The organism is Sphingomonadaceae bacterium OTU29LAMAA1, assembly GCA_024072375.1.
Classification (GTDB): domain Bacteria; phylum Pseudomonadota; class Alphaproteobacteria; order Sphingomonadales; family Sphingomonadaceae; genus Sphingomonas.
On the sequence record CP099617.1, the window covers coordinates 25753 to 38532 of the forward strand.

Genomic DNA, 12780 nt, shown 5'->3' on the forward strand with positions numbered 1-12780 from the left:
GATCGCTTCAAATCTTCAAGACTATCGCAGACGAAGGATTACCGATCGTTCCGATATCCAGATTGAAATAAACGGATCAAACGGTTGGTCGTATCGATAAGATTGCGCGATATAAGCTGCATGACCCTGGAGCAACTCAGAATATTCGTCGGTGTCGCCGAGCGCGAACACGTCACCAAGGCAGCGGAGGTGCTGAACGTCACGCAGTCCGCTGCCTCCGGCGCGGTCGCGGCCCTCGAAGCGCGCTACGGGGTTCCTCTGTTTCACCGTGTCGGGCGTGGCATCCAGCTGACCGAAGCAGGCCGCGGCTTTCTGGAGGAAGCGCGCGCAGTGCTGGGGCGGGCAGCGCATGCCGAGACGATGCTGGCGGACTATGCCGGGCTTGCCCGTGGTTCGTTGCGGATCGTCGCAAGCCAGACGATCGCGAGCTACTGGTTGCCGGCAAAGCTCGCCTCCTTCTACGAACGCCACCCGCAGATCGCGGTCGAACTGGCGATCGACAACACCGAAGGTGCAGCAGCGCAGATCCTGAGCGGCGCGGCGGAGCTCGGTTTCGTCGAGGGCGAGGTGGACGAACCGGCGCTCGCCCTCTGGAATGTCGGGCGTGACCCGATGGTGCTGGTCGGCCATGAGGACGCCGGGCGCGTCGACGAGGACTGGCTTCGCGCTGCACGCTGGATCGTCCGCGAGCAGGGTTCGGGCACGCGCTCGACCTTCGAGGACGTGCTGCGAACGCGCGGGTTTGATCCGGCCCAGCTGACAGTAGCGATGACGCTGCCGTCCAACGAGGCGGTGCGTACCGCGGTCGAGGCCGGTGCCGGCGTCGCTGTGTTGTCGCGATTGGTCGTCGCACGCGCGCTCAAGGCCGGCGATCTGGTCGAGTTGCCGCTTGGGTTACCCGATCGCGCCTTCCACGCGCTGCGCCACAAGGAACGCTATCGCACCCGCGCGGCCGACGCGCTGACGGACCTCATCAAGGAGCAGGTCGCATGACTGCCGACGCACCTTCGGCCCTGACCGGCCTCAAGCCGCTAAGCAGGCTCGATCACCCGCGCGAGATGATCCGCCAGTTCACACCCAACTGGTTCGCCGCGACGATGGGCACCGGCATCCTCGCTCTCGCGCTGCCGCAGGTGCCCAATATCGGCCCCGCGCTCAAACCGATTGGCGAGGTGTTGTGGTTCTTCAACATCGCGCTCTTCATCCTGTTCGCCGGTCTCTATGGCGCGCGCTGGGCGATGTTCGGGCATGAGGCACGGCGCATCTTCGGCCACAACACCGTGTCAATGTTCATCGGGACCATTCCGATGGGCTTGGCGACGATCATCAACGGATGCCTCGCCTTCGGGATCGCGCGGTTCGGTAACGGCATCGTGCCGGTCGCACACGTCCTGTGGTGGATCGACGTCGCCATGTCGCTCGCCTGCGGCGTGTTGATCCCCTACCTGATGTTTACCCGCCACGAGCACAGCCTGGACGGCATGACTGCGGTATGGCTGCTGCCGGTCGTCGCAGCGGAAGTGGCGGGTGCCAGCGGCGGGCTGCTCGCGCCGCATCTGACCGATCCTCACGCGCAGATCGTGACGCTCGCCACTTCCTACGTGCTGTGGGCCTATTCGGTGCCGGTCGCGTTTGGCATCCTCGCTATCCTGATCCTGCGCATGGCGCTCCACAAGCTCCCGCACGAGAGCATGGCGGCATCCTCTTGGCTTGCGCTGGGGCCGATCGGCACCGGGGCGCTGGGTATGCTGGTGCTTGGGGCGGATGCGCCGGCGATCCTCGCGGCGCATGGGCTGGTCGGTGTCGGTACCGTCGCGCAAGGGATCGGCGTCGTCGCCGGGCTCTGTCTGTGGGGTTTCGGCCTGTGGTGGCTGGCGCTCGCGACGCTCATCACCATCCGCTACTGGCGCGCCGGCGTCCCATTCAACCTTGGCTGGTGGGGCTATACCTTCCCGCTCGGCGTCTACACCGTCGCCACCTTCCGCCTCGGTACGACGCTGAACCTAGGCTTCTTCGGTATTGTCGGCACAGTGCTGACGGTCGCGCTCGCGGCGATGTGGCTGCTGGTCGGTGCCAAGACACTCGCCGGAGCATGGCGCGGCAACCTGTTCGTCTCGCCCTGCATCGCTACCCCGAACTGATCCACCCTGATGATCGGATCAATCGGTCCGATCACTTGCAGAACGCCGCTTCGAACCGCCAGCGTGGCTGGCCACAGGAGAGCCTTGTCATGGACAATTTTGACGCCGCGCTGGCGAGTGAAACCAGCCGTCGCCGCTTTCTCAGGCGTACGGCGCTCGGCACCGCCGGCCTTGCCGCAGCACCTGCGCTGGCGCAGCAGCTCGTCGACCTGAAGCTGCCTGGCGGCAATGCCGAGCGGCCGATGACCAACGCCTTTCCTGGCAAGGGCAGCATGATCCTCCAACGCATCCATCCTCCGCTGTTGGAGACGCCGATGGACGTGTTCGACAAGTCGGTGTTCACGCCCAACGACCAGTTCTTCGTTCGCTGGCACTGGGCCGACATTCCAACCTCGATCGACGTCGAGAGCTTCCGCCTCAACGTCTTCGGCCACGTCAACCGACCGCTGTCGATTAGCCTCGCCCAACTGCTGCGCCTGCCGCGGGTCGAGATGGCGGCGGTCAACCAGTGTTCGGGCAACAGCCGTGGGCTGTTCCAGCCCCGGGTCGCCGGCGCGCAATGGGGCAACGGCGCGATGGGCAATGCCAAATGGCTCGGCGTGCGCCTGCGCGACGTGCTGGACCTCGCGGGGGTCAAGGCAGGCGCGGTACAGGTGCGCTTTGGCGCGCTCGATCAGCCGGTTGTGGCGGACGCCCCTGACTTCGAGAAGGCGCTCGACATCGACCATGCCCGCGACGGCGAAGTGATGATCGCCTTCGGCATGAACGGCGAGCAGCTGCCGCTCCTCAACGGCTTTCCCTGCCGGCTGATCGTCCCGGGCTGGTATTCGACCTACTGGGTCAAGATGCTGAACGCGATCGAGGTACTGCCCGGCCTTGACGACCAGTATTGGATGGCCAAGGCCTACAAGATACCGGCGACACCCGGCGCGAATGTCGCGCCCGGTGCCAAGGACTTCCCGACCGTGCCGATCAATCGCATGATCCCGCGCAGCTGGATGACCAGCCTGCCCGATGGCCAGGCGATCGCCTATGAGGCGTCGATCCCGGTCGGCGGCATCGCGATGGGCGGCGATTGCGGCGTCGCCAAGGTCGATGTCTCGCCGGATGGTGGGCGCACTTGGTACAAGACGACGCTCGGAGTGGACGAGGGCAGGTACAGCTTCCGTCGGTGGGATGGTCGCGTGCCGCTGAGACGCGGTCCCAACCCGATCATGGTGCGCTGCTGGAACACCAATGGGGTCGCCCAGCCGATGAAGCCGATCTGGAACCCGGGCGGGTTCATGCGCGGCAACATCGAAACCACCACCATCATCGCGGCCTGAGGAGCGAGTAGCATGAAGACCCCGTCTACCGGCATCATGGCCGCTGGCCTGATCGGCCTGACCGGTATTATCCTCGTCTCGATCGGGGCGCCGAGCAGCCGCAAGGCGCCTGCCCCGATCTCCGAGACATCCGAGCCGGCACCGCCCACCAGCGTCTCAGCCCGCGGCTTTTCGCTCGCCTCGACCAGCGTCGACCTGCCGGTCGATGACGTTACCTACCCCGATGGTCCGCACGCCGACGTCATCAACGCCAACTGCACTTCGTGCCACTCGGCCAGCATGGCGCTGACCCAGCCTGCGCTATCGGCGGATCAGTGGAAGGCGACCGTCACCAAGATGCGCGAAGTGTACAAGGCTCCGGTGGCCGAGAAGGACGTCAACGCGATCGTCGCCTATCTCATCGCTATGCCGAGCCACAAGGCGGCACCCGCGACAGGCAAGGCACAGGATCCCGACCCCAAGGCGGCTCCCGATGCCTCAGGTGGAACAGGCTAACCGATCTCCTTCCATAATCCCGAAATACCATCGTTTGTGGGACGGTCGCCAGCAGTGAACTGCAACGCGCCGACACTGCCTTGCGAGCGGACAGAAGGAAGAGCTTCAACCCTCAATGAAGCTTCATCGGTGCCGTTTGGTAGGGTGCAGTTTGGTCCTCCTTGGTTAGGACTCCAGGCGGACCAAAGGGCCAATCCGAGCTAAATTCTTAATGTCCCTTTTTGGCGGAAATCGGACCGGCCAGAGTAGGAACGCAGAGGGTATACCTAAAAAGCACTAGCAAAAATTCGATCAATGTTGCGGGAAAGCAGGGGAGGGGAGCCAAGTGTCTCACCCGGCTCTAGCTTAATTCACTATATCGTCTATGCTGGATATATGGAAAATAACACCGCGATCGCCGCGCTTAGCGCACTAGCGCAAGGAACACGGCTCGATGTGTTCCGCCTACTGGTTCAGCACGAGCCAGACGGCGTGGCTGCAGGCGATATTGCTCGGCAGCTCAATGTGCCGCAAAACACGATGTCGGCGCACCTTGGCATCCTCGCGCGTGCGGGCCTGGTCCGCTTTGAACGGCATAGCCGCTCCATCGTCTACCGCGCAGATCTGGACGGACTGCGCGCACTAACCCTGTTCCTCGTCAAAGACTGCTGCGCCGGCTCGCCCGAACTGTGCGCGCCACTCTTAGCCGAACTCACCCCCTGCTGCTGAAAGGACGCCCCGTGGCCGTCGATATCGTGATCTATCACAACCCCGAGTGCGGCACGTCGCGCAACGCGCTGGCGATGATCCGGAATGCCGGCATCGAGCCGCATATAGTCGAATATCTGAAGACGCCGCCCTCGCGCGCGCTGCTGGTCGAGCTGATCGATCGCGCCGGGATCACGCCCCGCGATCTGCTGCGTGAGAAAGGCACGCCCTATGCAGAGCTAGGCTTGGGCGACACGTCGCTGTCCGACGACGCGCTGGTGGACGCTATGATGGCACATCCGGTCCTCATCAATCGGCCGCTGGTTGTCTCTCCGGTCGGCGTGAAGCTCTGCCGACCGTCCGAAGCGGTCCTTGATCTGCTGTCCGAGCCGCAACAGGGGGCGTTTGCCAAGGAAGACGGCGAAAAGGTCGTGGACGCCTCGGGTCAGCGCATCGCCTGATGCTGCTTGCGCTCGCTATCTTCGTCGCCACGATCGCGCTCGTCATCTGGCAGCCCAAGGGCCTCGGCATCGGATGGAGCGCATTGGGCGGAGCGGCGATCGCGTTGCTCGTCGGGGTCGTCTCGCTCTCCGACGTGCCGGTTGTGTGGGGTATCGTCTGGAATGCGACCGCGACGTTCGTCGCGATCATCATCGTCAGCCTGTTGCTGGATGAAGCCGGGTTCTTCGAATGGGCGGCGCTCCATGTCGCGCGCTGGGGCGGGGGGCATGGTCGCCGGCTGTTCGTGCTGATCGTGCTGCTCGGTGCGGCAGTGTCGGCACTGTTCGCCAACGATGGCGCGGCCCTGATCCTAACGCCGATCGTAATCGCGATGCTGCGCGCGCTGGGATACAAGGACAAGGCAACGCTGGCGTTCGTTATGGCGGCGGGGTTCATCGCCGATACCGCCAGCCTGCCGCTGATCGTATCCAACCTCGTCAACATCGTGTCGGCCGACTTCTTCCAGATCGGCTTTGCCGATTATGCCTCGGTGATGGTGCCGGTCGATCTGGCGTCGATCTCCGCGACGCTGGTCGCGCTGCTCCTGTTCTTCCGTCGCGACATACCGGGCAGCTATGATGTGGCGCAGCTCCGCACGCCAGCTGACGCGATCCGCGATCCTGCCACGTTCAAGGCGGGCTGGGTCGTCCTCGCTCTACTGCTCGCCGGCTTCTTCCTGCTTGAACCCCTCGGCGTGCCGGTCAGCGCCGTTGCCGCTGCCGGCGCGGTCCTCCTGCTCGTCATCGCCACGCGCGGCCATGTCATCCAGACGCGCAAGGTGCTGGCCGGTGCGCCGTGGCAGGTCGTGATCTTCTCGCTCGGCATGTACTTGGTCGTCTACGGCTTGCGAAATGCTGGCTTAACCGACCATCTCGCGGGCCTGCTCGATCGCACCGCGCAAGGCGGTGTGTGGGGTGCCGCGTTCGGGACCGGAATCATCGCGGCGCTGCTGTCGTCGGTGATGAACAACATGCCGACTGTGCTGGTGGGTGCGCTGTCGATCGACGCGACGCACGCCACAGGCGCGATCAAGGAAGCGATGATCTATGCCAACGTGATCGGGTGCGACCTTGGCCCGAAGATCACGCCGATCGGGTCGCTCGCGACGCTGCTCTGGCTGCATGTCCTCGGGCAAAAGGGCATCCGGATCGGCTGGGGCTATTACTTCCAGGTCGGTGCGACACTAACAATTCCGGTGCTGCTAGTAACGCTCGCGGCACTGGCGATTAGGATCAGCGTCGCATGACTGCACTCGTATATCCGGCTGCTGCGCTTGCGGAGATCGCAGGCTGCTTTGCCTTTTGGGCATGGTTGCGGCTGGGCAAATCGCCCCTGTGGCTGGCTCCAGGCGTGGTCTCGCTTATACTGTTCGCCTGGCTGCTGACACGCGTAGATAGCGATGCAGCAGGGCGGGCCTATGCTGCCTATGGCGGCGTCTACATCTGTGCATCGTTGATCTGGCTGTGGGCTGTAGAAGGGGTAAGGCCCGATCGCTGGGACGCGGGTGGGGCCGCACTTTGCCTGATTGGCACCTGTATCATTCTGCTTGGCCCAAGGACCGCCTGATGCCGCTCCGCACTCTCTCCGATCCCGATAATCTGCCCGCGCTCGATCGGCGCTATGCGCTCGATCGTCCTGCTCTTGGGCTGGGCGCTGGTGATCCGCCTCCGCGCATCCTGTTGCTCTACGGCTCCCTGCGGGAGCGGTCCTTCTCGCGGCTTTGCGTCGAGGAAGCCGCCCGCCTGCTGCAATTCTTCGGCTGCGAAACGCGGATCTTCGATCCTTCGACCCTGCCGCTACCCGATCAGGTGACTGGGGACGATCACCCTGCCGTCCACGAACTGCGCGAACTGTCGATGTGGTCGGAGGGGCATGTGTGGTGCAGCCCTGAGCGGCACGGCCAGATTACCGGCATCATGAAGCTGCAAGTCGATCACCTGCCGCTGTCCATGGGTGGGATGCGCCCGACGCAGGGCCGCACGCTCGCCGTCATGCAGGTGTCGGCCGGATCTCAGTCGTTCAACAGTGTAAACACCCTGCGCGTCCTCGGCCGCTGGATGCGAATGGTGACGATCCCCAACCAGTCCAGCGTAGCCAAAGCGTTTGCGGAATTTGACGACGCCGACCGGATGAAGCCGTCCAGCTATTACGACCGGATCGTAGATGTGATGGAAGAGCTGGTGCGCTTCACGATCCTGCTGCGACCGCACACGGCGCAACTCGTCGATCGTTACTCGGAACGGAAAGAAGCTGGCGTGCCGCTCAATACGCCCACGGACTTGTCGAGTATCGCCATTGCACCCCAAGCGCCGCGCAAATGACTAGTGCCGTAATCGTCCGGTCGGCAGTCATCACAGACGCGGGTGCGATCCAGGCAATCTACGCACCTGTGGTGGAGGAAACAGCAATTTCATTCGAGGAGGTGCCGCCCTCTGTCGCCGATATGGCCGCTCGCATCGAGGCAACCTTAAAGGACTACCCGTATCTCGTGGCGGAACGGCGTGGTCGGGTTATTGGATATGCTTATGCCAGCCAGCATCGCAGTCGTGCTGCCTATCGCTGGTCTGTCGATATGACGGTCTATATCGCGCCTGAGGCGCAGCGGTCGGGGGTTGGCCGCAGCTTAAATACAAAGCTGATTGCTGACCTTGCCCACCGCGGTTTTCATACGGCTTTTGCGGGGATCGCCCTGCCGAACCCCGGCAGCATCGCATTGCACGAAAATATGGGGTTCATTCCTCTAGGCATCTACCGAGAGGTTGGGCGAAAGTTTGATAGCTGGCACGATGTAGGGTGGTGGCAGCGTCTACTCAACGACGACACCATTCTTGGCTGATCGCATGGCGTATCAGACGTTGTGCATCATCCTATGTGCATCTAGTTAGACCGGATGAAACGCTGGGGTCGCCCACTCTCCAAGATATTGCATTCCATGGCGTTTTTCGTCCTGGCAGTAATGTTGCTGGTCCGGCTTGGCCCGCTCTGCGAGACGATGGCGATGGCCGCGCCTCCGGCTGCGTCCGCGATGATGGACTGCGCCAGCAAATCAGCAGGCGCTCCCGTCAAAAAGGCGCCTGCGTCGGCCTGCGCCATACCGTGCGTTGCGGTTGCTGGCGAAACCGTCGAGCATATCGAGCTGGTTCCTTCCTCCCGTCTATCGCCTTGGCCGGCTCCACAGACGGGCCTTTTAGGCATGGCATACGCTCCGGCCACACCCCCTCCGCAAACCGTGTGACGTCGAACACCATCACACGTGCATTTCGGAGAATATCATGACCAAGTTCAAGCTCATCAGCGCTGCCTTCGCCCTCACCCTGTCGACTGGCGCATTCGCCGCTGTCGCCAATTGCTGCGCCGACATGGCGTGCTGCAAGGACGGTGCGGACTGCTGCAAGGATGGCGCAAAAGCCAAGGCCGCGGACTGCTGCGATCATGCCAAGGGCGGCATGAAGCACGGCTAAAAGCTGGATAGGGGCGGGCAACCGCCCCTGTTTTCCTAGTCTACATCTACTCGGCGCGGCACGCCGTCGCGCCATGGTCGCTGTGACGAGCGGAGAGTTACCCGTAGGGTTGAGGCTCTTCCCCGAACTGCATCCATCGTTCGGCCCATCTCGCGTGCGATTACCGCCAGAGTCTGCTTGGCCTCGATACGCCGACGAAGCTCGGCGTCATCATCATCGGTCCACGCCGTTCCACGTCGAGCGGTCAGCCCAATACCTCCTCAATCAGGAGCAATCCCAGAAACCCGATGAAGAACATCGCGCTGATAAGCGGGGTGTCAGGCTTCTCGTGCGCCTCGACCAATAGCTCCTCCGTCACGAGGTAGAGCAGCGCCATCAAACCGAAACTGAGAAACCCAGCGATGACGACGGGCGGAAACGTTGCAACGGGAGTCGCTATCGCCGCACCGATCGGCAGCAACGACGCGATCCCCATCGTAATCGCGATGATCCGCGCCTTGGACTTGATCGTCTCGCCCAACTCGGTCGTCACGGTCAGTCCGAGAAACAGCACCTCCAACGTCAACGCGATCGTCAGCAACACCCCGGCCTTCCCGCCAGCGACGAACGCCAACCCGAGAACAAGCCCGTCGATCAGGATATCCACTGCGACCGCGCCCAACATAGCGATCGGTCCACTGGCGCGACCCTCAAGGGCTTTGAGTGACAGCATCACGACTATGCCTAGCGCGCCGCCTGTGAATGTCGCGATCGGCGAGCCTTCGTGCATCACCTGCGGCAGGATCTCGGCAGCCGCTGCGGCGAACACGACGCCTGCCGCCAAGTGCTGCATGGCGCTTACGAAGGCATCACTTGGCCGTCTCGATACCGCGAATAGCGAGCCGATCAGTACGGCAACGACGGGAATGAGCGTGAAGGCAACGGCCTGCATAGCTTAGGCCCTCACGCTGTCATGAGCCAAAGGCGGCAGTTCGATGTGTCCCCCTGATGGGGCTGGCAGCTCGCGCCGTCCGAAACGAGCATAAAGGGTCGGCAGCACGAACAAGGTGAGCAGGGTTGCGGATATGAGGCCACCGATGACGACGGTCGCCAGCGGCTTTTGCACCTCGGCTCCGGCACCATGACCAAGCGCCATCGGCACGAAGCCAAGCGACGCAACGAGAGCCGTCATCGCAACCGGCCGGAGCCGCGCCAGAGCGCCTTGATGCGCCGCTACCGCACGATCCATGCCTTGCCGCATCAGATCATGGATGGACGACACCATGACCAGCCCGTTGAGAACCGCGACACCTGATAGCGCGATGAAGCCGACTGCCGCTGAAATGGAGAACGGCATGCCCCTTAGCACCAGCGCAAGGATGCCTCCGACCAGCGCCAGCGGAACGCCGGTAAACACGATCAACGCATCCCTGACGGAGCCAAGCGCGCCGTAGAGCAGGAACATGATGACCACGAAGCAGATCGGCACCACAACGCTGAGCCGATCTCGGGCGGATGCCAGGTTCTCGAACTGACCGCCCCATTCGAGATACGTTCCGGGCGGCAATTTCACCTGAGCGTCGATGGCTGACCGGGCATCGGCCACGACACCGGCCACGTCCCGATCGCGCACGTTGGCCTGCACCACGACACGGCGCTTGCCGTTCTCGCGGCTGATCTGATTGGGACCATCGACCACCGCGATATCCGCTACAGTCGATAGCGGTACGAAGCCGCCACTGCCGGTCGGTACCGGCACCTGGGCAACCGCCGTCAGATCGGATCGTGAGCTTTCCGCCATCCGGATCACGACGGGAAAGCGACGATCGCCTTCAAAGATCACGCCAGCCTGTCGGCCGCCAATGGCTGCGGCAACCGTGTCCTGCACGTCACCGGCCGTTACCCCGACGCGGGACATGGCGATACGGTTCGGCCGTATATCGAGCATCGGCAAACCTTCGGTTTGTTCAACCCGCACGTCTGCTGCACCCCGCGTCTTTCGAAGGATGCCGGCGATCCGGTCTGCGGTCGCGTTCATCTCGCCAAAGTCATCGCCAAAGACCTTGATCGCGATATCGCCGCGCACGCCTGCAATCAGCTCGTTGAATCGCATCTGGATTGGCTGGGTGATCTCATAGGCGTTGCCCGGCAGGGTGGAGAGGCGCTTTTCCAGCCGCTCCACCAGCTCTTCCTTGGACAGGCCGGGGTCGGGCCACTCCTTCTTCGGCTTCAGGATGACGAACGTGTCAGTCGCGTTAGGCGGCATTGGGTCCGACGCGATTTCAGACGTGCCGGTGCGGGAGAAGGCGAAACGGACCTCAGGGGCCTCGGCGAGTGCCTTTTCCACCTGGAATTGCATTGCCTGGCTCTGATCGACCGATGTGCCCGGGATGCGGACCGCCTGCACGAGGATGTTGCCCTCATCGAGCTGCGGCAAGAACTCCTGCCCCAATGTCGTGAAAGCGGCACCGGCAAGCGCCAGCGCGCCGATCGCGATGCCGATGGTGAGGGTGGGCCGGCGCATTGCCGCATCGAGTCCCGGCTCATAGCGCTGCCGGAGGAACGTGACGACGCGGCTTTCCTTTTCCTCAACCCGCTTGCTGAGCCAGATCGCAATCGCTGCCGGTATAAATGTCAGCGACAGGATGAAGGCGAACACCAGAGCGATGATGACTGTCAGCGCCATCGGCTCGAACATCTTACCTTCGACACCCGTGAAGGTGAGCAACGGCGCATAGACCAGGATGATGATAGCCTGCCCGTACACCGATGGCCGGATCATCTCGCGCGCCGATGCCGCGACAATCCCGAGACGTTGCTCGATCGTCAGCACGTCATCGCGACCATGCTGCGCCTCGCCCAAACGCCGTAATGCGTTCTCCACGATGATGACCGCGCCATCCACGATCAGACCAAAGTCGAGCGCGCCAAGGCTCATAAGATTGGCCGAAACGCCCGCCTTCAACATGCCGATGCTGGTCAGCAGCATCGTGATCGGAATGACGCAGGCAGCGATCAGCGCCGCGCGGAAATTGCCAAGCAGCGCAAACAGAACGACGATCACCAGCACCGCACCTTCGGCAAGGTTGCGGGCAACCGTCGAAATCGTGGAGTTCACCAGCTCCGTCCGGTTCATGACCGGCTTCACAACGACATCGACCGGCAACGAGCGGCCGATCTGTGTCAGCCGTTCGGCAACGCCAGTCGATACCGTGCGGCTATTCTCCCCGATCCGCATAACCGCCGTGCCGACGACAACCTCATGGCCGTTTTCCGACGCTGATCCCATGCGTAGCGCCTGCCCGGTTCGAACGGTCGCGATCTGGTTGAGCAGGATCGGAACGCTCTCGCGAGTGGCAACGACGGTTCGAGCCAGCTCGTCGGCGTTGCGGACACGCCCATCTGATCGAACCGCCAACCCTTCGCCGTTGCGGTTGACCACGCCAGCACCCGCGCTGGTATTGCTGCGCTGAAGAGCGGTGGTGAGATCCCGAAGCGTCAGCCGCATTGCCGCCATGCGCTGTATGTCCGGAACGACGAGATATTCCTTGGTGTAGCCACCAAGGGAGTCGACACCAGCAAGCCCGGCCGTGCTTTTCAGCTGCGGCGTGACGATCCAATCCTGCACCGTGCGCAGGTAGGTCGCCTTGTCGGCGTCGCTGACGAGGTGATCCCCCTCGGGGGTGATATAGCTGGCATCGCGTTGCAGGCCGGGTTCGCCGTTGCGATGATGGACCTGATCCAGCTCGCGGTATTCGACGGTCCACATGAAGATATCGCCCAAGCCCGTGGCGATCGGCCCCATCTCCGGGTTCACGCCTTCGGGAAGGTCTTCCTCTGCGGTTCGCAGGCGTTCCGCGACCTGCGCCCGCGCAAAATATATATCGGTCTTCTCACCGAAAACCGCTGTGATCTGGGCAAAGCCATTGCGGCTTAGCGAGCGGGTATATTCAAGGCCGGGAATGCCCGCGAGCGCGGTTTCGACCGTGAACGCAACCTGCTTCTCGATCTGATCGGGAGAGAGGGCAGGAGCAACGACGTTGATCTGCACCTGGTTGTTGGTGATGTCGGGAACGGCGTCGATCGGAAGCTGACGCAGCGCGCCGATCCCGAGCAATGCAGCCGCGATGGTGAGAAGCAGGACAAGCCAACGCTTCTCGACGGAGAGGGTGACGATGCGACCGATCATGG

The 12780-nt window shown here is 63.0% G+C and carries 13 protein-coding genes; 11 read left to right on the top strand and 2 right to left on the bottom strand.

The genetic code is table 11. The annotated features are described in order from the left end of the window. The first annotated feature begins 120 nt into the window (after positions 1-120). From NF699_00495 to NF699_00545, 11 genes are all read left to right on the top strand, one after another. Entirely contained in the window at positions 121-993 is an 873-nt protein-coding gene (locus NF699_00495; GenBank protein USU05229.1) for a LysR substrate-binding domain-containing protein, read from the top strand. Then, positions 990-2141 (top strand): TDT family transporter, encoded by a 1152-nt coding sequence (locus NF699_00500; GenBank protein USU05230.1) that lies wholly within the window; start codon positions 990-992, stop codon positions 2139-2141. Before NF699_00495 ends, NF699_00500 begins: the two co-directional genes overlap by 4 nt. 89 nt (positions 2142-2230) lie before the next feature. Then, entirely contained in the window at positions 2231-3466 is a 1236-nt protein-coding gene (locus NF699_00505; GenBank protein USU05231.1) for a molybdopterin-dependent oxidoreductase, read from the top strand. A 12-nt stretch (positions 3467-3478) separates the two neighbouring features. Beyond that, positions 3479-3961, top strand: a complete 483-nt coding sequence (locus NF699_00510; protein USU05232.1) for a cytochrome c — start codon at positions 3479-3481, stop codon at positions 3959-3961. Positions 3962-4336: 375 nt separating this feature from the next. Beyond that, the gene (locus tag NF699_00515; GenBank protein USU05233.1) at positions 4337-4669 is read left to right on the top strand and encodes a metalloregulator ArsR/SmtB family transcription factor; all 333 of its coding nucleotides are present in this window, start codon (positions 4337-4339) and stop codon (positions 4667-4669) included. 11 nt (positions 4670-4680) lie between these two features. Then, entirely contained in the window at positions 4681-5109 is a 429-nt protein-coding gene (gene arsC, locus NF699_00520) for an arsenate reductase (glutaredoxin) (protein ID USU05234.1), read from the top strand. Further along, a complete protein-coding gene (locus NF699_00525; protein USU05235.1) occupies positions 5109-6395 on the top strand; it encodes an arsenic transporter in 1287 nt (428 codons plus the stop codon). Before arsC ends, NF699_00525 begins: the two co-directional genes overlap by 1 nt. Continuing rightward, positions 6392-6715: a YnfA family protein gene (locus tag NF699_00530; protein USU05236.1), complete on the top strand. Its 324-nt coding sequence runs from the start codon at positions 6392-6394 to the stop codon at positions 6713-6715. The genes NF699_00525 and NF699_00530 overlap by 4 nt, the downstream gene beginning before the upstream one ends. Further along, positions 6715-7470 carry an arsenical resistance protein ArsH gene (gene arsH, locus NF699_00535; protein ID USU05237.1) on the top strand — a complete coding sequence of 252 codons (756 nt, stop codon included), beginning with the start codon at positions 6715-6717 and terminating at the stop codon, positions 7468-7470. Before NF699_00530 ends, arsH begins: the two co-directional genes overlap by 1 nt. After that, complete coding sequence (locus tag NF699_00540) at positions 7467-7985, top strand: GNAT family N-acetyltransferase (protein ID USU05238.1); 519 nt, start codon at positions 7467-7469, stop codon at positions 7983-7985. Before arsH ends, NF699_00540 begins: the two co-directional genes overlap by 4 nt. Before the next feature lie 436 nt (positions 7986-8421). Next, complete coding sequence (locus NF699_00545; protein USU05239.1) at positions 8422-8610, top strand: hypothetical protein; 189 nt, start codon at positions 8422-8424, stop codon at positions 8608-8610. Positions 8611-8854: 244 nt separating this feature from the next. Here the strand turns inward: NF699_00545 and NF699_00550 are convergent, their stop codons facing one another. Next, entirely contained in the window at positions 8855-9541 is a 687-nt protein-coding gene (locus NF699_00550; GenBank protein ID USU05240.1) for a transporter, read from the bottom strand. Positions 9542-9544: 3 nt separating this feature from the next. Further along, entirely contained in the window at positions 9545-12778 is a 3234-nt protein-coding gene (locus tag NF699_00555) for a CusA/CzcA family heavy metal efflux RND transporter (protein ID USU05241.1), read from the bottom strand. Positions 12779-12780 lie beyond the last annotated feature (2 nt).

Coding starts and splice junctions, on each gene's coding strand:
- NF699_00495 (USU05229.1), top strand. CDS start 121: ATGACCCTGGAGCAACTCAGAATATTCGTCGGTGTCGCCGAGCGCGAA.
- NF699_00500 (USU05230.1), top strand. CDS start 990: ATGACTGCCGACGCACCTTCGGCCCTGACCGGCCTCAAGCCGCTAAGC.
- NF699_00505 (USU05231.1), top strand. CDS start 2,231: ATGGACAATTTTGACGCCGCGCTGGCGAGTGAAACCAGCCGTCGCCGC.
- NF699_00510 (USU05232.1), top strand. CDS start 3,479: ATGAAGACCCCGTCTACCGGCATCATGGCCGCTGGCCTGATCGGCCTG.
- NF699_00515 (USU05233.1), top strand. CDS start 4,337: ATGGAAAATAACACCGCGATCGCCGCGCTTAGCGCACTAGCGCAAGGA.
- NF699_00525 (USU05235.1), top strand. CDS start 5,109: ATGCTGCTTGCGCTCGCTATCTTCGTCGCCACGATCGCGCTCGTCATC.
- NF699_00530 (USU05236.1), top strand. CDS start 6,392: ATGACTGCACTCGTATATCCGGCTGCTGCGCTTGCGGAGATCGCAGGC.
- arsH (USU05237.1), top strand. CDS start 6,715: ATGCCGCTCCGCACTCTCTCCGATCCCGATAATCTGCCCGCGCTCGAT.
- NF699_00540 (USU05238.1), top strand. CDS start 7,467: ATGACTAGTGCCGTAATCGTCCGGTCGGCAGTCATCACAGACGCGGGT.
- NF699_00545 (USU05239.1), top strand. CDS start 8,422: ATGACCAAGTTCAAGCTCATCAGCGCTGCCTTCGCCCTCACCCTGTCG.
- NF699_00550 (USU05240.1), bottom strand. CDS start 9,541: ATGCAGGCCGTTGCCTTCACGCTCATTCCCGTCGTTGCCGTACTGATC.
- NF699_00555 (USU05241.1), bottom strand. CDS start 12,778: ATGATCGGTCGCATCGTCACCCTCTCCGTCGAGAAGCGTTGGCTTGTC.